The sequence below is a fragment of the Methyloversatilis sp. genome, from assembly GCF_965284615.1.
Lineage (GTDB): Bacteria > Pseudomonadota > Gammaproteobacteria > Burkholderiales > Rhodocyclaceae > Methyloversatilis.
This window is the reverse complement of sequence record NZ_OZ260098.1, coordinates 1,190,428-1,209,054: the sequence shown is the minus strand read 5'-3', so window position 1 is coordinate 1,209,054 and position 18,627 is coordinate 1,190,428. Positions and strand designations below refer to the sequence as shown.

The following is an 18,627-nucleotide window of genomic DNA, read 5'->3' as shown; positions in this document are numbered from 1 at the left end:
GGAGTGCGCTCATGACGCGACACGAGCAATTCGCGCGCCAAGCATCGGCGGCCTCACGCCGACGGCGGGGCTTCAAGACCTCCGACGATGAAAGGCACCAGTGCGCGCAGCAGGCTTTCGGGGTCGTTGCGGGCGGCCGGTGAGCAGCGGCCGAGCAGATGCATCACGTCGCGCCCGGCCATCACGTAGGCCACGATGCCGACGAAGAAGTACATGCGGCGCAGCAGTTCGTCCTCGGGCAGCGCCGGCAGCGCGCGCATCAGCGCCTTGCGGTACCAGTCCATGATGCGGACGTACTCTTCAGGGATGAAATCGTCGCCCGGCTCAAAGTAGGCGCGGCCGATCAGCTGCTTGAACACGGCGCCGGACACCGTGTCCTTGCGCGACAGGCGCAGCGTCGATTCGACGAAGGTTTCGACGATGCGGGTGACGCTTAGCGGCGCCTCGACCGCCTCGCGTTCGAGCTTGGCGAGATAACCGGACCGGGTGCCGTCGGCCCCGAGCACGCGCTGATACACGCTTTCCATCAGGTCACGCTTGGACCCGAAGTGGTAATTGATCGACGCCAGCGGCACACCGGCCGCCGACGCGATCATGCGCATCGAGGTCGCCGCATAGCCCTGTTCGGTGAAGAGCTTCTCGGCCGCCGCGAAAATGCGTTCCTTCGCATCGCCTCGCGTACGCGCTTCGGCAGTTCGGTCAGATTTCAGGGTTTCGTTCGGCACGGCGCGTCATTTCCTGGGACACAGTCTGACTGTAGCACCGGCCGCACAGCGACGGTGCGCGCATGCACCCGTCGCGGGCATGGCGGGCCACCGCAACGCCCGCGAGCGGTCAAATCGCGGCGTCGGCGCGATGTATCCGGGGCTGGCACCGGACTTGCAAGGTGCTCGTCATGACGACTTACGCCCCCCGGACCGGAAAGGTCTACCTGATAGGCGCCGGCCCCGGCGACCCCGAACTGCTGACGCTGAAGGCCGTGCGCGCGCTTGGCCGCTGCGACGTGCTGCTGGTTGACGATCTGGCCGACACCGCCGTGCTCGAACACGCGCGCAGCGACGCCCGCATCGTGCGCGTCGGCAAGCGTGGCGGCTGTCGCAGCACGCCGCAGGCCTTCATCGAACGCCTGATGCTGCGCTACGCTCGCGCCGGCTTCACGGTCGGCCGGGTCAAGGGCGGCGACCCCTTCGTGTTCGGCCGCGGTGGCGAGGAAATGCAGACCCTGCGGCGGGCCGGCATCGAATGCGAGGTGGTGAGCGGCCTGTCGGCCGGCATCGCGGTACCGGCCACGCTGGGCGTGCCGGTCACCCATCGCGACATGGCCTGCGGCGTCACCTTCGTCACCGGCCACGCACGCGAAGACGGCCATCCGGGCCGCGAGCCCGACTGGGCGGCACTGGCCCGCTGCGGGACCACCCTCGTCATCTACATGGGCATGCGCAAGCTGGCCTCCATCGCCGAAGCGCTGCACGCCGGCGGTCTCGCCGCCGATACCCCGGCCTGTGCGATCCAGAACGGCACGCGCGACAGCCAGCGCGCCGTCGTGTCCACGCTGCGCGACCTGCCGCAGGCCGTCGCCAACGCAAAGCTGGGCAGCCCGGCCATCGTCGTCATCGGCGAAGTGGTCAATATGGCCGAAGTCGCCGAACAGGCGGAAGCGCTGTCGATGAGGGCCTGAAGGCTGCCCTGTCCTCGATCCGGCGCCACGCACAGCCCACCGCCGCTGTCGGGGTCAGAAGACCCCTCCCACAGAAACTCGGCTTCGGTCACGGCACGGGAGTGCTTTTGTGGGAGCGACCTCTGGTCGCGATGCGGCCTCGGCGGGCTACCGGCCCGGATCAAGGCCGCATCGCGAGCAAGCTCGCTCCCACGGTCTTCGGCACAGGACTGAGCGAAGGACCCAGCGCCGAACACTGTCCACCGCCGTTGTCGGGGTCAGAAGACCCCTCCCACAGAATCCCGGAACACGCTCAGATGGTGGATCAAGCGCGCCACCCCTGTGGGAGCGGCCTTGGCCGCGACGCGGCCGTTGCGGGGGGCACAAAAACAAAAGGCGCCCTCGGGCGCCTTTTGTTTTTTCAAGGGGCGGCGTTGCCGCGCCGCTTACTTCAGCTGCTCGTGCAGCAGCGACAGGATGCGTTTCGCGGTGCGGGTGTCGTCGAGGCCGCCTTCGCGGGTGAGCACCTGCACCGAACTTTGCTTGCCCTCGCCCTTGACCAGGATGCGGTACTGGCTCTGGCCCGCCTTCGGATCCGGCTTGTCGTCCGGCATGAAGAACAGCAGCTTGGACAGGATGCCGCCGTCCTTCTTGCCGGTGGCGTTGACTTCCGGGTTGACGTAGCGCACGAAGTACACACCCTGCGAACGGTCGCGGTCCTCGACGGTGAAGCCGACGCGGTCCAGCGCCAGGCCGACGCGGCGCCAGGCGCGGTCGAAACCTTCGTACACCTGCAGCGTGCTGCCCTTGTCGGCCGACACCAGCTGCGCGCGCTCGGCCACCGGCTGGGCGGCCAGCAGCACCTTGGCGCGCTCGTTGTCGGCACCCAGACGGACCATCAGGCGACGCAGCATTTCGGCTTCCAGCTCGGGGTCGGCCGGACGCGGCTGCCAGACGGTGTTGTCGCTGCGCTCGTTGGTGTAGACCTCGACCACGCCGCGATGGCTGACGTAGATTTCGGTGGTGCCCGGCTCGGCGCCCGGCTCCAGACGGGTGCGGAACTTGTCGCGCTCGGGTGTCGAGTAGAGCTGGTCGATCAGGCGGCCGATGGTGTTGCGGATGATGTCGTTCGGGAGCTTGGCGCGGTTCTCGTTCCAGTCCGTTTCCATCACGCCGGCTTCCGGCTGTTCAACGTCGATCAGGAAACCGGTCTCCTGCCAGAACTCCTTCACCTGGGGCCACAGCTCGTCAGGGCTGGCATTGACCACCAGCCAGCGCTGGCTGCCAGCACGTTCGATGCGCATCTTGTTCACCTGCGGCAGCACGCCGGTTGACTGCGGCTGCACCACACCCCCGGTGTTCGTGCGGTCGGCGTTGTAGGCCGACATGGTCGCCGTACCCTTGCCGCCGGAATCCGGCACCGCGAAGCGGTCGGTCTGCTGCGGCAGTGTCAGGTCGGGCGGCAGGTCGAGGCGCGGCGTGCGCTTGGCCTGGGCCTTGTAATCGACCTTGCCTGAATCCATGACCTTGTCGAACATCGAGCAGCCGGTGAGCGCGCTCACCAGTGCCACGCACAGCGCGGAAAACTTCAGCAGATTCATCGAACGGGATACCAGAGGACGATCAGGCAAGCACGCCGGCCTGCTTCATCGCGGCGCGGACCTGCTCGTGGAATTGCGGCTGCAATTCGGTCAGCGGCAGACGCAGCGTCGGGCCGCACAGGCCCATCTGCTGCACGGCCCACTTGACCGGAATCGGGTTGGCTTCACAGAAAAGCTGACGGTGCAGGCCGATCAGCTTCGCGTTGATCGCGCGCGCCTTGACCGCGTCGGCGGCCAGTGCGGCGGCGTTCATTTCGTGCATCAGGCGCGGCGCCACGTTGGCGGTGACCGAAATCGAGCCGTGGCCGCCCATCAGGATGAAGGCGGCGGTCGAGGCGTCGTCGCCGCTGTACAGCGCGAAGCCCTCGGGCGCGCGGTTGATCAGTTCGCCGGCGCGGTCGAGATTGCCGGTGGCGTCCTTGATGCCGACGATGTTCGGGATTTCCGACAGGCGGATGGTCGTGTCGTTGGCCAGATCGGCCACCGTGCGGCCGGGCACGTTGTACAGGATGAAGGGCACATCGACCGCTTCGGCCTGGGCGCGGAAGTGGCGGTACAGACCTTCCTGCGTCGGCTTGTTGTAGTAGGGCACGACGGTCAGGCAGGCATCGACGCCGACCGACTTCGCGTGCTGTGCCAGTTCGATCGCCTCGCGCGTCGAGTTGGCGCCGGTGCCGGCGATGACCGGGATACGGCCGGCGGTGTGCTCGACCGTGAAGCGGATCAGTTCGCAGTGCTCGTCGAAATCGACGGTCGGCGACTCGCCGGTGGTGCCGACAATGACGATGCCGTCGGTGCCTTCGGCGACGTGGAAATCAATCAGGCGACGCAGGCTGGCGTAGTCGAGACTGCCATCCTCGTTCATGGGGGTGACGATGGCGACGAGCGATCCGGTAATCATGTGCGAAACAGTGGCTTCGGCAGGAAACGCGCCATTCTACCGGAGCGCGGGTGCAAGCCCAACAGGCGCAACTGGATCAGTCTGTAACAGCTCTCCGCCGCTCAAAGCTCGGCCAGCGCCCGGATGTGCTCGACCGCGCTGCGCCCCAGCGCCGACAGCGCGTAGCCGCCCTCCAGCATCGACACGATGCGACCCTTGCCGTGCTTCTTCGCCACCTTCAACAGTTCGGTGCTGACCCAGGCGTAGTCGGCCTCGACCAGACCGAGCGAGGCCATGTCGTCCTCGTAGTGCGCGTCGAAGCCGGCCGAGATGAAGATCATCTGCGGCGCGAAGGCGTCGAGCCGCGGCAGCCACTTCGTCGTCACCGCCTCGCGGAAGCCGTCGCCGCGGGTGCCGGCCGGCAGCGGCACGTTGCACAGATTGTCGGCCAGCGGCTCCGCCCCGGAGTACGGGTAGAAGGGATGCTGGAAGATGCTCACCATCAGGATGCGCTGGTCGTGGGCGACGATGTTCTCGGTGCCGTTGCCGTGATGCACGTCGAAATCGATGATGGCCACGCGCTCCAGGCCGTGCTTTTCCAGCGCGTGGCGGGCGGCGACCACCACGTTGTTGAAGAAGCAGAAGCCCATGGCGCGGGCGTACTCGGCGTGATGGCCGGGCGGGCGCACCGCGCAGAAGGCGTTCACCGCGGCGCCCGACATCACCAGATCGGTCGCATGCACGCCGGCGCCGGCCGCGCGCAGTGCGGCGCGCAGCGAATTCGGGCACATCGCGGTATCCGGGTCGAGATGGACGATGCCGCTGCCCGGAACCGCGTCGAAGATCTGCCGCAGGTACTCCGGCGAATGCGCGCGCGCCAGCATGTCGATGTCGGCCGCCGGCGCGTCGTGGTGCTGCAGGTAGGCGTCGAGACCGCTGGCAATCAGGCGGTCCTGTATCGCGGCCAGGCGGTCGGGGCATTCGGGATGGTGCGGCCCCATGTCATGCAGGGCACAGTCGCGGTGTGTAATGTATGCGGTCGTCACCGCCTCTCCTCCGGATTCCTGCAGTTATCGATGCAACCGGCCGTTCCGGCTCTGTGTCACAGGCAGGCTCGCGCGGCTTCAGGGCCGGGCATGTCCTGCCGTCATGTTTCTACAGTATCGCGCCGATCATCCCGCCACAACTTAACGTAGCTCAAGCCATGCCCACCCTCGCTCCCCGCGCCGTCGTCGAAGCCGCCTCCACCCTCATTCTCGGCAAGCGCAGCCGGCTCGAACTGGCGCTGACCTGCCTGATCGCCGGCGGCCACCTGCTGATCGAGGACGTGCCGGGCACCGGCAAGACCACGCTGGCGCACGTGATGGCCCAGCTGTTCGGCCTCGATTTCCGCCGCGTGCAGTTCACCAGCGACCTGCTGCCGGCCGACATCCTCGGCGTGTCGGTGTTCGAGCGCGAAACCGGCGCCTTCCGCTTCCACCCGGGCCCGGTATTCACGCAGGTGCTGCTGGCCGACGAGGTGAACCGCGCCACGCCGCGCACGCAGAGCGCACTGCTGGAGGCGATGGAAGAGCATCAGGTCAGCGTCGAGGGCGAAACCCGTCGCCTGCCCGAGCCCTTTTTCGTCATCGCGACGCAGAACCCGGCCAGCCAGATCGGTACCTACCCGCTGCCCGAATCGCAACTCGACCGCTTCATGATGCGCATCACCATGGGCTACCCCGACCCGGCCGCCGAGCGCGCACTGCTGACCGGCCGCGACCGGCGCAGCCTGCTGGCCGATCTGGCACCGGTGGCCGACGCCGCCACGCTGACGCGGTGGCGCGCCGAAGCCGAGGCGCTGCACGTGGCCGACGCGCTTATCGACTACGTGCAGGCGCTGATCGCCCACACCCGCAGCAGCGGCGCCTGGCGGCTCGGCCTGAGCCCGCGCGCCGGGCTCGCGCTGCTGGCCGCGGCGCGCGCCCACGCGCGGGTGTTCGACCGCGCCCACGTGCTGCCGGAAGACGTGCAGGCGGTGCTGCCCGCCGTCGCGCTGCACCGCCTGCCGGCACTCGAACAGGGCAGCCCGGACGACATGGCGCGCGCGCTGCTGCAGGCGGTGGCGCTGCCGGCCTGATGCGCGACGCACTCCGCCGCTGGCTGGCCTCGCTCGGCGGCTCGCCCGCGCTGCCGCTGACGCTGGACCGCCGGCGCATCTTCGTGCTGCCGACCCGGGTCGGGCTGGTATGGGGCGTGGCGCTGATCGCCATGCTGCTGACCGCCATCAACTACACGCTGAGCCTGGGCTTCGCGCTGGTGTTCATGCTGGCCGGTCTGGGCCAGGTCGCGCTGCTGCACACCTTTCGCAACCTGCTCGCGCTGCAGCTGCGCGAAACGCCGCCGGCACCGGTGTTCGCCGGCCAGCCTGCGCAATTCACGCTGTGGCTGGACAATGAAGCACCGCGCCCGCGTCCGGCGCTGCAACTGGCGATGACGGGTGCCGGGCCGGTCAACGCCGCGATCGAGGCGAACGGCCGCTGCGCGGTGACGCTGTCGCTGCCGACCACCCGCCGTGGCTGGCTGGCGCCGGGCCGCATCACGCTGAGCACCCGCTACCCGCTGGGCCTGATCCGCGCCTGGAGCTACGCGCAGCCGCAGCAGCGCTGCCTCGTCTACGTGCAGCCTGAAGCCGGCCGACCGCCATTGCCGGCGAGCGACGCCGGCCGCGCCGGCCTGCGGCCGCAGGGCGACGGCACCGAAGAATTCGCCAGCCTGCGCGACCACCGCGCCGCCGACTCGCCGCGCCACGTCGCCTGGAAAGCGTGGGCGCGGGCGCCCGACCTGCCGCTGCTGACCAAGCAGTTCGACGGCCAGGACGGCGGCGAACTGTGGCTCGATCTGGCGCAACTGCCAGCCGCCCTGTCGCTCGAAGCCCGACTCGCGCGACTGACCGGCTGGGCGCTCGACGCCGACGCGGCCGGCCTGCGCTACGGCCTGGTCCTGCCCGACGCGCGCATCGCACCCGGCAACGGCCCCGGCCACCGCGAACGCGTGCTGCGCGCGCTCGCCCTGCACGGACTGCCCGCATGATGTTCCGCCGCACGCGCACCCCATCGACAGCGGCCGTGCCAGCCGAGCCGCTGACCAGCGCCCGCATCGGCTGGCTGATGGCGGTCGCCGCCTGCGCGCTGCTGCCGCACGCCGACCACCTGCCGGCCTGGCTCAACGCGGTGGCGCTGCTGCTGTTCATCTGGCGGCTGGCGCAGTGGAAGCTGGGCTGGGCCGGCGCCAGCACGGTGGTCAAGGCGCTGGTGGTGATCGCCTGCTGCGCCGGCGTGACGCTCACCTTCGGCCGCCTGTTCGGCCGCGAGCCGGGCGTCGCGCTGCTCACGCTTTTGCTGGTGCTCAAGCTGCACGAACTCAAAAGCGTGCGCGACGGCCACACCGTCGTGCTGCTCGGCTACTTCATGCTGCTGGCCGCCTTCCTCTATTCGCAGACGCCGGCCGTGGCGGCCGCGCTGTTCGGCTCGATGGTGGTGATCACCGCCGCGCTGATCGCGCTGACCGGCCCGCCGGCGCCAGTGCGCGCGCTGCTGCGCCAGTCGGCGTGGATGCTGGCGCAGGCGCTGCCCTTCATGCTGGTGCTGTTCGTGCTGTTCCCGCGCGTACCCGGCCCGCTGTGGGGGCTGCCGCTGGACGCCTTCGGCGCGCGCTCCGGCCTGTCCGACAGCATGTCGCCGGGCGACATATCGCAGCTGAGCCTTTCCGGCGAAATCGCCTTTCGCGCCCGCTTCGACGACGCACCGCCTCCGGCGCGCGACCTGTACTGGCGCGGCCCGGTGCTCACCACCTTCGACGGCCGCACCTGGCGCCAGGGCGAAGCCGCGCGCCGCCTCAACGACGGGACGCCGCACGCCGTCATCGGCCCGCGCGTCGGCTACGAAGTGACGCTGGAACCGCACGGCAAGAACTGGCTGTTCGCGCTGGAAACCGTGGCCGGCCTGCCGCTGGGCGCGCGCGTGTCGGACGACTGGCAGGTACTGGGCAGCGAAGTCGTGCGCGCGCGCCGGCGCGACCGCTTCGAATCGGTGCCGACGTCGCGCCCCGGCCGCGAGGAGTGGAGCGCCTATCTGGAGGCGGCGCGCCGTCTGCCGCCGGGCGGCAACCCGCGCGCCCGCGCGCTGGCCCGCCAGATGCATCTGGACGCCGGCAGCGACGACGAGACAGTGGACGCCGCGCTGCGCCTGTTCCGCCGCGAAGCCTTCGTCTACACGCTGACGCCGCCACTGCTCGGCGAGGACGGCATCGACCAGTTCCTGTTCGACAGCCGGCGCGGCTTCTGCGAGCACTACGCCGGCGCCTTCGTCTTCCTGATGCGCGCCGCCGGGCTGCCGGCGCGCGTCGTCACCGGCTACCAGGGCGGCGAGCGCAACGAGGTCGATGGCTTCGTCGTCGTACGCCAGTCCGACGCCCACGCTTGGGCCGAGGTGTGGCTGGACGGCGAAGGCTGGCGTCGCGTCAACCCGACCGCGGCCATCCTGCCGTCGCGCGTCGAGCGCGGCCTGGCCGACCTGCCGGCCGGGGAGCCGGTGCCCTTCGTCGCGCGCGCCGATCTCGGCTGGCTGCGCGACCTGCGCCACCGCTGGGAAGCGGCCAACAACGCGTGGAACCAGTGGGTGCTCTCCTACGACCAGCAGAAGCAGCGCGAACTGCTGTCCCGCCTCGGCATGGCGCAGCCGGACTGGCGCACGATGACAGCGTGGATGGCCGCGCTCTGCGCCGTCATCGCCATCGCGCTGACGCTGTGGGCGCTGCGCCGCCAGATCGCCGCCGACGCGCTGGCGCGCGCCTGGGCCGGCATCGACCGCGCGCTGCGGCCGGCCGGGCTGGGCCGCGAAACATGGGAGGGGCCGCTCGACTACGCCGAGCGCATCGCCGCGCTGCGCCCGGATCTGGCAGCAGAATTGCGCACAGCGTGTACACTTTATGCAGACGCCCGCTACGGCCACGCTGCACACGCGCCGGCCGTGCGCGCACTCCGGACGCACGCCCGCGCGCTGCGCCGCCACCGCACACCGCCCCGAACATGACCGCCCGCTTCATTTCTCACTCCGCAGCCCGCCGCCATTTCCTGACCGGCGCCGGCGCCCTGCTGCTGTCACCGCAGCTGCCAGCACAGATCAGCACCACGCCCGACAACTTCGCCGAGCGCGACGACGTGCGCGCCTTCTGCGCCGAACTGGCCGCCGCGCACGGCTTCGACGAAGCGCAGCTGCTGTCGCGCTTCGCCAGCGCGCGCCTGCTGCCCAAGGTCATCCAGCTCATCCGTCCGCCGTCGAGCCCGGCGGTGAAATCGTGGGCGCGCTACCGCAGCCGCTTCGTCGAACCGCTACGCATTCGCGCCGGCCGCGACTTCCTGGCCGAGCATGCCGCCACCTTCGAACGCGCCGAACAGGAATTCGGCGTGCCGCGCGAAGTGGTGGCCGCCATCATCGGCGTCGAAACGATCTATGGCCGCCACACCGGCGACTTCGAACTGCTGAGCGCGCTGTCCACACTGGGCTTCACCTACCCGCCGCGCGCCGACCTGTTCCGCCGCGAACTGGGCGAACTGTTCCTGCTCGCGCGCGAGCAAGGCCGCGACGTCACCGACTTCCGCGGCTCCTACGCTGGCGCGCTGGGCTACCCGCAGTTCCTGCCCAGCAGCTGGCGCCGCTACGCCGTTGACTTCGACGGCGACGGCCGCACCGACCTGATGAACAGCCCGGTGGACGCCATCGGCAGCGTCGCCGCCTACCTCGCCGCGCACGGCTGGGAAGCCGGCGAACCGGTGGCCCAACGCATCCGCATCACCGACGAAGCCGCCGCCCCGCTGGTCGCTGCCGGCGTCGAACCGTCGATTGACACCGCCACCCTCGACACCGCCGGCGCCCGCCCGCTGCGCGGCGGCGACCTGATCGCCAAACCGGCCACCCTGGTCAACCTCGTCACCCCCGACGCGCAGACCGAATACTGGCTCGGCTTCCGCAACTTCTACGCCATCACCCGCTACAACCGGTCCTACTTCTATGCGATGGCGGTGTATCAGTTGAGTCAGGAACTGAAGCAAGCGTGAGGGTAAGCTGACGTCGGAGGTGCTAACGCGTACTGCACCACTGATGCTGGGTAACTGGAGCGGCGAACGCGTATGAGAGCTCGTGACGTAAGTGACCACAGCGAGGCGGTGAAAATGCTCAGGAAGCTGACTGTCCGTTCGTTGGCATCGCGGGAAAGCCCTTGGAATGTTCCGCGCGTTGACGCCTAACTAGCGCCAGCCCTGTGAGCAACAAAGCCCCACTCTGGCGATTCCGCTCTTCGGTTGACAATGCGCGTGCGCGAAGGCTGCTCGCCCATCCGAACTTCGATGCCATTGCATCGCTTCTCGAGCAGGCAATTGTCGAACGCTTCTCGTGGGAGGCATTCTCCGGGCAATCACTTCGGGGCTGTCACCGTGCCTCGTTTCTACTCCGTGTGCCAGAGGCAGCGTACGACGCATTCTTCAACTCGCCATCAGGTTATCGAGGCCAGTTCGCCGCATCAGCAATAGCAGGCGAAGAAGCAAACCGGCAGCTGCTCTCGCAACTAGGAGCTTCTATGCTCGCCTACGCTGAGAGCCACTCTCAAGTCGCGAAGTCCCTAATACTCCGTTCGCTGAATGCAGCGCAGGCAAAGATATGGATATTCGAGGCTGAAGTCGAAGCGCAGCTTGGCATCACCGAGTTTGCAATCGCGTACGAGCCGTGGGAGCGAGCTTCCGAAAACGGCGTCGGCCTGTTAGCTCCGGTTGGCACGCATTTGGAAGTAAAAGGTGGGTGGCTTGCGCCATCTGGTGACGAGCGGCATAACTCGAGCAAATCAGGTCGCAGTGAGGAAATCCATCGAACCGGGTTTTCGTAACGCAAGGACTCACCGGACTAGTACCCCGCCTCCGGCGAGTTGAGATTTGTCCCTCACCTCGACCGCACCGCCACTCAGGAGACTTCGCCGAAGTCACTCAATGAAACGCATCCATCTCGCGTTCATCGCATCTTTCCTGCTACCCACCGCGCTCTGGCTCGCCGCCGATACGCTGCTGCCCGAGCCGTTCACCTATTTCTCGTTCCGCTCGGTGTTCATGCAGTACAGCGGGGTGATCGCGATCGCGGTGATGAGCGTCGCGATGCTGCTGGCGCTGCGGTCGAAGTGGCTGGAGCCGCTGATGGGCGGGCTGGACAGGATGTATCGGCTGCACAAGTGGCTGGGCATCGCGGCGCTGGTGGTGACGATCCTGCACTGGTGGTGGGCGACCGGTACCAAGTGGATGGTGGGCTGGGGCTGGCTGGTCAGGCCGGCGCGGAAGCCGGGCGGTGGAGAACAGCTCGGCGCGGTCGAGGGCTGGCTGCGCAGCCAGCGCGATATGGCCGAATCGGTGGGCGAGTGGGCGTTCTACGCCGCGGTGGTGCTGATCGTGCTGGCGCTGGTCAAGCGCTTTCCCTACCACTGGTTCGTCAGGACGCACAAATGGATCGCGGTCGCCTATCTCGCGCTGGCCTATCACACGGTGGTGCTGACCAAGATCGCTTACTGGTCACAGCCGATAGGCTGGCTGCTGGCCGCCCTGCTGATCGGCGGCAGCGTGGCGGCGGTGCTGACGCTGACCGGGCGGATCGGCGCCGATCGCAAGGTGCAGGGCCGCATCGTGGCGCTGACCGAATACCCGGGTGTGCATGTGCTCGAGGCGGCGATCGAGGTCGAGGATGGCTGGCGCGGCCATGCGCCGGGGCAGTTCGCCTTCGTCACGTCGGACATGCGCGAGGGCGCGCACCCGTACACGATCGCGTCGGCGTGGAACCCGGCTGAGCGGCGGCTGGTGTTCATCGCCAAGGCGCTGGGTGACCACACCCGCCGCCTGCGCGAAACGCTGAAGATCGGCATGCCGGTGACGGTAGAGGGGCCCTACGGCTGTTTCGATTTCGAAGACGCGCAGCCGCGGCAGATCTGGGTCGGGGCGGGCATCGGCATCACGCCCTTCATTGCCCGCATGAAGCAGCGTGCCGCCACGGCGGACGCGCGGCTGGTCGATCTGTTTCACCCGACGGCCGACTTCGACCAGAACGCCATCGACCGTCTGACCGCCGATGCGGCGGCGGCCGGTGTGCGTCTGCACCTGCTGGTGGATGCCCGCGACGGCCGCCTGAATGGCGAACGCATTCGCGCCGCCGCGCCCGAGTGGCAGTCGGCCAGCATCTGGTTCTGCGGCCCGCCGGGCTTCGGTCAGGCGCTGCGCGCGGACTTCGTCGCCCACGGCCTGCCGCCCGACCGTTTCCATCAGGAACTGTTCGAGATGCGGTGATCGCGGCAAAGCCGCGATCTGTCCGGTCGGCCTGCCTCAGCCGCGCTTCAGCGCATCGGCGAGCTGCGCCGCATAGCCGCGCAGCACCTCGGCACCCGGTTCCTTGCGCGGCCAGATCAGGCCGACGCCGTCATTGGCGTGGCGCGGCAGTACGTGCATGTGGAAGTGGAACACCGTCTGTTCGCCTTCCTTGCCGTTGGCCTGCAGCAGGTTCAGCCCCGGCGGATCGAAGGTTTCGCGGATGGCGGCGGCTACGCGTTGCGCGGTGTTCATCACCGCGGCGCCCTCCTCCGGCGTGATGTCGAACAGCGTCGCGGCGTGCCGCTTCGTCGCCACCAGCACATGACCCGGATTGACCTGGCCGAGGTCCATGAAGGCCAGCGTCAGATCGTCCTCGAACACGCACGCGGCGGGCAGTTCGCCGGCGACGATGCGACAGAAGATGCAGACGCCGGGCGGCGAGGTATCGACGAATTTCGGCATGAGGGTATCGGCTCCGGTTGCGCAGGAAAGGTCGGGCGCGGTGCGACGTGCGGGCAGCGCGCGGTCGGGGCAGACGATACACGAGGTCCGATGGCCGACACCCGGCGCCGCGCCTCGCGAACCACCGGACCGGAATGGCGCAGCGCCCGTCCTACGGGCAGCGGTAGCGCCGGCCTACAGCGAATGCCGCCGCACCGACCCACACTGAACGGACAGGTCGCCGCGCCCGGTGACCCCGCACCTGGAGGAAACATCGATGATCAAGCTGATTGCCGCCTCGCTCGCTGTTGCACTCGGATATGCGTTCACCCATCGCAAGAAGACGCCGGCCGACCCGGTCGGCGACTGGGAACGCACGCACGACAGCACCGCCACCGCCTATCCGGAAAGCCAGCAAAGCGCGCCCTGAGGCGCGTCCGGCCTTCCCGGGCAGCGATCTGCATCATCCTTGACCACCGTGCTTGACGGGCGGTGAAAGCGCCTCGAATACTGGCCGGATGCCGATCGACTCAGCCCTTCCCCATGACGCCGGGCCGGAACGCACACGACCCGGAACCCTGTCGTCGCCCGCCCGCGCGCCGGATGCGTCCGCAGTCTTGCCTGACACAGGCGAGACTGCGGATGCCCAGCCGCACCGCTGGTACAGCACCAATCTGGTCGGCGTGCCCGCGCCGGTGCTGGCCAGCCGGCTGTTCAACGAACACCCTTTGCCGCTGCACATCGCCGGCACGCGCGAGGCGCACCGCGGCCTGTTCGCCTTGCTCGATCGCTGCGCGGATCTGCCGGAAGCGCACGACGTGTTCGAGCACTACGTCGCCATTGCCTTCGGCCTGCAGCCGGCGGACGCGCCGCGCGACAGCGCCGAGGCACGACGCTGGCGCTGCAGCTGGCGCCGTCTGCTGCAGGGCTGGGGCGGCGACGCCAACGGCCCGGCCGGCGCCGTGCTGAAAGGCTGGGTGGAAAGCCGCTTCGGCCTGGTGCCCATGTTCCACAAGGCAAGGCTGGAGCGCTTCCCGTCGCCCGCCTGGGTCAGCTATCTCGAAGAGAAGGCGGCCAGCCGCTACCACGGCAACTGCATCCACCAGCAGCTAGACCTGCTGTACGAATTCAGCCAGTGGGCGCTCGACCGTTTCGGCCTGCCGCAGCAGCCGCAGGGCACTCATGTGCGCCTGTGGCGCGGCAGCACGCGCGCCGAAGAGCAGCTGGTCGCCGGGCGGCTGCAGGACAGTCAATGCACGGTGCGCCTGAACAGCATCGCGTCGTTCTCGCTGTCGCGCGACGAAGCGGGCTGCTTCGGCGACTGGGTGTTCGAACTGCAGGTGCCGCGCTGCAAGCTGCTGGTGTGGCCCGGCCTGCTGCCCGGCCCGGTGCTGCACGGCGAACAGGAAGTACTGGCGCTGGGCGGCGACTACCCGGCACAGGCGAGCTGCCAATGAATCCGCTCTCTTACCCGCTATGACTGACGACTTCGACACGCTGTACGACCGCGCCCTCGGCGCCTACCTCGGACTGGCCATCGGCGACGCGCTGGGCGCCACGGTCGAATTCATGCGCCCGCGCGAAATCCGGGCGCAGTACGGCGAGCACCGCGACATCGTCGGCGGCGGCTGGCTGAAGCTCGCGCGCGGCCAGGTGACGGACGACACGACGATGAGTCTGGCGCTGGGCGATGCGCTGCTGGAGGTGGGCGGCGCGCGCCTCGCCAGCGACGAACACATGACGGCGACGACGCGCACGATCGCCGACGCCTTCGTCGGCTGGCTGCGCGGCAAGCCGGTGGATTGCGGCAACACCTGTCGGCGCGGACTGCAGCGCTACCTGGGCGATGGCAGCCTGAGCGGCCTGCAGAACGAACGCGACGGCGGCAATGGCGCACTGATGCGCAACCTGCCGACCGTGCTGGCGCTGCTGCGCGACGACGCAGCGCTGGAACGCGTGAGCCTTGCGCAGGCGCGCATCACCCACCATCACCCGCAGTCCGACGCGGCCACACTGAGCATGGCCCGGCTCCTGGCGCGCATCCTCGGCGGCGCGTCGCACACTGACTGCTGCGCATGGGTCGCTGACTGGGTGCGCGACAACCCCGCTTTCGCCTTCCAGCCCTACCCCGGCCGCGCCACCGCTTACGTCGTCGATACGGTGCAGACCGTGCTGTACCACTTCGTGAGCCACGCCGATTTCGAAACGGCCCTCGTCGCCACCGTCAACATGGGCGACGACGCCGACACCACCGGCGCCCTGGTCGGCATGCTGGCCGGCGCCCGCTGCGGCGCGCGCGCCCTGCCCGAGCGCTGGCTGAGCCGTTTGCAACGCGACGTGGTGATGGCGATCACCGACCAGACAAGCGGGCTGCTGGCGATGAGCCGTCGAGGCTAGATCGTTCCGCTGCCGACTTGGCGCGGACGGAGGGCGCCGCGATGGGCGCCCTCCGTGCCGCTCAGTCCTGCGTGGTCGCAGCCAACCCTTCGCGGCGGCGGGTGGGCGGCAAGGCCTTCACCACCGCATCTTCGGTCGCGGCATTGACGCAGTGCGGCTGCTTCCAGTCGCCGTCGAAGGTGATCTGATCGACGCCATCCGGGCCGACGCCGGCCGGCACGTAGTCGAGGCGCAGCAGGTTGCGCGTACGCCAGGCGATGGCGTGATCGGCGCAGGAGCTGTCGCCGGACACGCCGAGCGCGCCCAGCAGTTCGCCCTGCGCGCTGTACAGCGCCAGCCCGCCGCCGAACACATTCACGCCGCCCATGCGCTGTCCGACCAGCGGATCGTTCGCCTGCCCCCACGCGGTCGCCGGGCCGGCGTACGCCAAAGCGGCATTGACCGGATTGCTTTCCTGCAGACCGAACAGGCTGCCGCCCGGCTGCGTGGCGCTGTACAGATTGGCGGTGGCCAGGGCCAGCGTCGGCAGGCTGAAAGCATTGGCGGTATTCGCCTTCTGCGCCGAAATGGCCCGGCTGCCCGGCCACTGGCTGGCGTTGCTTTCGCCGGTGAAGGCCACCGCGCACACCGTGCCGCTGCGGCTCACGACGGTGCCCCACATGTCGAGATCGAAGCCGCCGTTGTCGGCGCGGCGGGCGCGGGTGAGTGCCTCGCGCAATTCGGCATGGCCGGGCAGTGCCGCGCACTCGGCGGCGAGTGCCTTGATGTCCGCGCCCTGCGGCGCTGCGAAAGCCGGCGCAGCGGCCAGACCGGCCAGCACGGCGAAGGAAGTGACGATGGAAGTGTGAAGGGCTTTCATGACTGCATCCTCTGTTGAATGGGTGATGTAGCCAGTATCGGGATGCGGAGAGTGGAAATAAATGGAATGATCCGGATTTCAGTATTCCACTTTCCGGCAGACCATGAATTCACTGCAGGACGCGCTGCGCATCTTCGTCGCCGCCGCCGACGCGAAGAACTTCCGCGAGGCCGCCACCCGGTTGGGCCTGTCGCCGCAGGCGGTTACCCGGGCCGTCCGCCGGCTCGAAGATCACTTCGGCGAAACGCTGTTCCTCCGCACGACGCGGCAGACGCGCATCACCGAGTTCGGCACCGCCAAGGCGGCCGAAGCCGCAGCAACCCTGTCGCAACTCGACGAGGTGCTGCGGCCCGCGGAAAAACGGGCGGCCGCGGCGATGGCCGGGCGCGTGCGCATCACTGCGCCGCGCGCGCTCGGTCGTCTGCTCGTGCTGCCCATCCTGACCCGGCTCGCGGTGGAGCACCCCGGCATTGCCATCGACATCCGGCTGTCGGACGAACTGAGCGACGCCGTTGACGAACAGATCGACATCGGCGTGCGCATGGGTGTGCTGAGCCACGCGCGCTACGTGATGCGTCGGGTCGGCAAAGTTGCGTTCGGCGTGCATGCGAGCCCGGCACTGATCGAACGCGTCGGCATGCCGCCCTCGGTCGATGCGCTGCACGCGCTGCCCACCAGCGCGCTGATCAACCGCAACACCAATCGCCCGTGGCACTGGTTCTTCAGCCGCGAGCGCACACTGCTGCCGCAGCAGCCCGCCTTCTTCACCGACGACCCGGCGGCCGAATGCGAAGCGGCGCTGGCCGGCATCGCGTTCGCGCAGCTGCCCGACTATCTGGCGCGCACCCATGTGCGCGCCGGGCGACTGGTCGAGGTGCTGGAGAAGGACGCGCCGCCGCCGTGGGACGTGATGGTGTATCGCCCGCAGCGCGGCCCGGTGCCGGCGCGGGTGCGTCTTGTGTTCGACGCCCTCGTCACCGGTCTGAAGGACGACGGACAGGACGGAAGTTGAACTGCACGCGGTCGTCGGCGATGCGCTTTGTGTCGCAAACACTGCGTAGCCGACAGGTCTGTCCACAATGCGCCACGCCCCTGCAATGCAGGCGTTAGCACAGCACTTCCAAACCGCCTTGAAGCAGATCAACTCCGTCATTCATCCACCTTCGTGAAAGCCGGACAAACCAACATTTCATGATGTGGATCAATGACTTCCCGGCACGCATTCATGTCATGACGATTACACGGAGGCGCCATTCGAGGGGCATGCAACTTGCAATCAGACCGGGTCCGATCCGGACACAACCTGGAGCCCTGAAATGGCTAACGTAACCTTCTCTTCTCCGTTGATGCCGCGCGACCTCACGGTCTATGCGGTGGCTGGCGAACGCGGCACGCTGCTCGCCCTCGCCAAAGCCAACAACATCCCGATTCCGTTCGACTGTCAGGACGGTGAATGCGGCTCGTGCCTGGTGGAGGTCGTGCACTACAGCCCGACCGTGCGCTATGGCATCGCCCTGACCGAAAAGGAAAAGGAAATCCTGCGTCAGCTCGGCAAGATCACCAAGCAGGAAATCATGGACGCCGAAGTGAATGACATGCCGCCGCGTCACCGGCTGGCCTGCCAGTGCTTCGTCCGCGACGAGGATATCGCCGTCGTGTTCGAAGGCGACGTGACCAAGCCGGTGAAGGGACCGGCGCTATCGATCGCCGCCGCGATCTACAAGGGCGGTGTCGGCATCCAGACGCTCGACCAGTTCCTGAACTATGCGGTCAAGGTCGAAGAAGACGCTGCCGTGCACTTCGAAGAACTGGCGGAGCGCATGAACGCCTGCGGCAACAGCGACGTGGCTGCGCTGTTCGCGCAGCTCGGCAGCTATTCGCGCCTGCATCTGGAAGAAGCCAAGGCCAGGTGCGTGAAGTACGAGGTGGTGGAAAACCTGCCGGCCAGTTCCGCATGGCCCGACAACACCACCCCGGAAAAGACCGCACTGTGGGCCGGCGATCCCGCCCTGACGCGTCTCGGTGCGCTCAAGGCCGCGCTGCAGGGCGAACGCCGTGGCTACGAGTTCTACTACGCGATTGCCAACACCACGCGCGACGAGAACATCCGCAAGGTGGCGAAGGAGTTCGTGCGCGAAGAGGCGGAACACGTCGAGAAGCTGAAGCAGTGGATCGAGCAGGAAGAGGCCGCCCTGCGTCGCGCGGCGGAAGCGGTCGCCGGTTGAAGCAGGCGTGACGTATGAACGGGCGCGGGCGCGGCGGCGGCGTGGCCTCCCGTCAGTCCACCACGCTGGCGAATACCGGCCCGTTCATTCCCTTCCATCCCGGACCTACCGCACCGGGTGCTGACCCGTCGTCGCCCGGCGTGCACCGCGCCGAGAAGATCACCACGTAGTAAGGCGGTTCGGGGGTAACAGC

19 protein-coding genes are annotated in these 18,627 nt (G+C 68.4%); 13 read left to right on the top strand and 6 right to left on the bottom strand.

Features of this window, described 5'->3' with window-relative positions:
* Positions 1–53: 53 nt before the first annotated feature.
* A complete protein-coding gene (locus ACQ66H_RS05905; protein WP_304004529.1) occupies positions 54–725 on the bottom strand; it encodes a TetR/AcrR family transcriptional regulator in 672 nt (223 codons plus the stop codon).
* A gap of 170 nt (positions 726–895) precedes the next feature.
* On the opposite strand from ACQ66H_RS05905, the gene cobA reads away from it, so the two are divergent.
* A complete protein-coding gene (gene cobA, locus ACQ66H_RS05900) occupies positions 896–1,678 on the top strand; it encodes a uroporphyrinogen-III C-methyltransferase (RefSeq protein WP_430433207.1) in 783 nt (260 codons plus the stop codon).
* A 425-nt stretch (positions 1,679–2,103) separates the two neighbouring features.
* On the opposite strand, the gene bamC is transcribed toward cobA, so the two are convergent.
* The 3 genes from bamC to ACQ66H_RS05885 all read right to left on the bottom strand — a co-directional run bounded on the left by bamC (position 2,104) and on the right by ACQ66H_RS05885 (position 5,139).
* Entirely contained in the window at positions 2,104–3,258 is a 1,155-nt protein-coding gene (bamC, locus tag ACQ66H_RS05895; RefSeq protein WP_430433206.1) for an outer membrane protein assembly factor BamC, read from the bottom strand.
* 22 nt (positions 3,259–3,280) lie between these two features.
* Complete coding sequence (gene dapA, locus ACQ66H_RS05890) at positions 3,281–4,159, bottom strand: 4-hydroxy-tetrahydrodipicolinate synthase (protein ID WP_029143586.1); 879 nt, start codon at positions 4,157–4,159, stop codon at positions 3,281–3,283.
* A gap of 101 nt (positions 4,160–4,260) precedes the next feature.
* Entirely contained in the window at positions 4,261–5,139 is an 879-nt protein-coding gene (locus tag ACQ66H_RS05885; protein ID WP_430435600.1) for a histone deacetylase family protein, read from the bottom strand.
* Positions 5,140–5,342: 203 nt separating this feature from the next.
* Here ACQ66H_RS05885 and ACQ66H_RS05880 point away from each other — a divergent pair, with 203 nt between their 5' ends.
* The 6 genes from ACQ66H_RS05880 to ACQ66H_RS05855 all read left to right on the top strand — a co-directional run bounded on the left by ACQ66H_RS05880 (position 5,343) and on the right by ACQ66H_RS05855 (position 12,491).
* Entirely contained in the window at positions 5,343–6,257 is a 915-nt protein-coding gene (locus tag ACQ66H_RS05880) for an AAA family ATPase (RefSeq protein ID WP_430433205.1), read from the top strand.
* On the top strand, positions 6,257–7,210 hold the full coding sequence (locus ACQ66H_RS05875; RefSeq protein ID WP_430433204.1) for a DUF58 domain-containing protein: 954 nt from the start codon (positions 6,257–6,259) through the stop codon (positions 7,208–7,210). Before ACQ66H_RS05880 ends, ACQ66H_RS05875 begins: the two co-directional genes overlap by 1 nt.
* Entirely contained in the window at positions 7,207–9,210 is a 2,004-nt protein-coding gene (locus tag ACQ66H_RS05870; protein WP_430433203.1) for a transglutaminase TgpA family protein, read from the top strand. Before ACQ66H_RS05875 ends, ACQ66H_RS05870 begins: the two co-directional genes overlap by 4 nt.
* Positions 9,207–10,235, top strand: a complete 1,029-nt coding sequence (mltB, locus tag ACQ66H_RS05865; RefSeq protein WP_430433202.1) for a lytic murein transglycosylase B — start codon at positions 9,207–9,209, stop codon at positions 10,233–10,235. Before ACQ66H_RS05870 ends, mltB begins: the two co-directional genes overlap by 4 nt.
* 203 nt (positions 10,236–10,438) lie before the next feature.
* On the top strand, positions 10,439–11,056 hold the full coding sequence (locus tag ACQ66H_RS05860) for a hypothetical protein (protein ID WP_430433201.1): 618 nt from the start codon (positions 10,439–10,441) through the stop codon (positions 11,054–11,056).
* A gap of 100 nt (positions 11,057–11,156) precedes the next feature.
* On the top strand, positions 11,157–12,491 hold the full coding sequence (locus tag ACQ66H_RS05855; protein ID WP_430433200.1) for a ferredoxin reductase family protein: 1,335 nt from the start codon (positions 11,157–11,159) through the stop codon (positions 12,489–12,491).
* Between the two features lie 36 nt (positions 12,492–12,527).
* Here ACQ66H_RS05855 and ACQ66H_RS05850 read toward each other — a convergent pair whose 3' ends face one another.
* Entirely contained in the window at positions 12,528–12,974 is a 447-nt protein-coding gene (locus ACQ66H_RS05850) for an HIT family protein (protein WP_430433199.1), read from the bottom strand.
* Positions 12,975–13,230: 256 nt separating this feature from the next.
* On the opposite strand from ACQ66H_RS05850, the gene ACQ66H_RS05845 reads away from it, so the two are divergent.
* From ACQ66H_RS05845 to draG, 3 genes are all read left to right on the top strand, one after another.
* Positions 13,231–13,383 (top strand): hypothetical protein, encoded by a 153-nt coding sequence (locus tag ACQ66H_RS05845; RefSeq protein WP_430433198.1) that lies wholly within the window; start codon positions 13,231–13,233, stop codon positions 13,381–13,383.
* Positions 13,384–13,570: 187 nt separating this feature from the next.
* Positions 13,571–14,410 (top strand): NAD(+)--dinitrogen-reductase ADP-D-ribosyltransferase, encoded by an 840-nt coding sequence (locus tag ACQ66H_RS05840; RefSeq protein WP_430433197.1) that lies wholly within the window; start codon positions 13,571–13,573, stop codon positions 14,408–14,410.
* 19 nt (positions 14,411–14,429) lie between these two features.
* Complete coding sequence (draG, locus tag ACQ66H_RS05835; protein WP_430433196.1) at positions 14,430–15,350, top strand: ADP-ribosyl-[dinitrogen reductase] hydrolase; 921 nt, start codon at positions 14,430–14,432, stop codon at positions 15,348–15,350.
* Positions 15,351–15,411: 61 nt separating this feature from the next.
* On the opposite strand, the gene ACQ66H_RS05830 is transcribed toward draG, so the two are convergent.
* Positions 15,412–16,209: a GlcG/HbpS family heme-binding protein gene (locus tag ACQ66H_RS05830; RefSeq protein ID WP_430433195.1), complete on the bottom strand. Its 798-nt coding sequence runs from the start codon at positions 16,207–16,209 to the stop codon at positions 15,412–15,414.
* A 103-nt stretch (positions 16,210–16,312) separates the two neighbouring features.
* On the opposite strand from ACQ66H_RS05830, the gene ACQ66H_RS05825 reads away from it, so the two are divergent.
* The 3 genes from ACQ66H_RS05825 to ACQ66H_RS05815 all read left to right on the top strand — a co-directional run bounded on the left by ACQ66H_RS05825 (position 16,313) and on the right by ACQ66H_RS05815 (position 18,604).
* Positions 16,313–17,221, top strand: coding sequence for a LysR family transcriptional regulator (locus tag ACQ66H_RS05825; RefSeq protein ID WP_430433194.1), 909 nt, complete (start codon positions 16,313–16,315; stop codon positions 17,219–17,221).
* A gap of 304 nt (positions 17,222–17,525) precedes the next feature.
* Entirely contained in the window at positions 17,526–18,434 is a 909-nt protein-coding gene (locus ACQ66H_RS05820) for a 2Fe-2S iron-sulfur cluster-binding protein (protein WP_430433193.1), read from the top strand.
* A gap of 14 nt (positions 18,435–18,448) precedes the next feature.
* On the top strand, positions 18,449–18,604 hold the full coding sequence (locus ACQ66H_RS05815; protein ID WP_430433192.1) for a hypothetical protein: 156 nt from the start codon (positions 18,449–18,451) through the stop codon (positions 18,602–18,604).
* Positions 18,605–18,627: the final 23 nt, after the last annotated feature.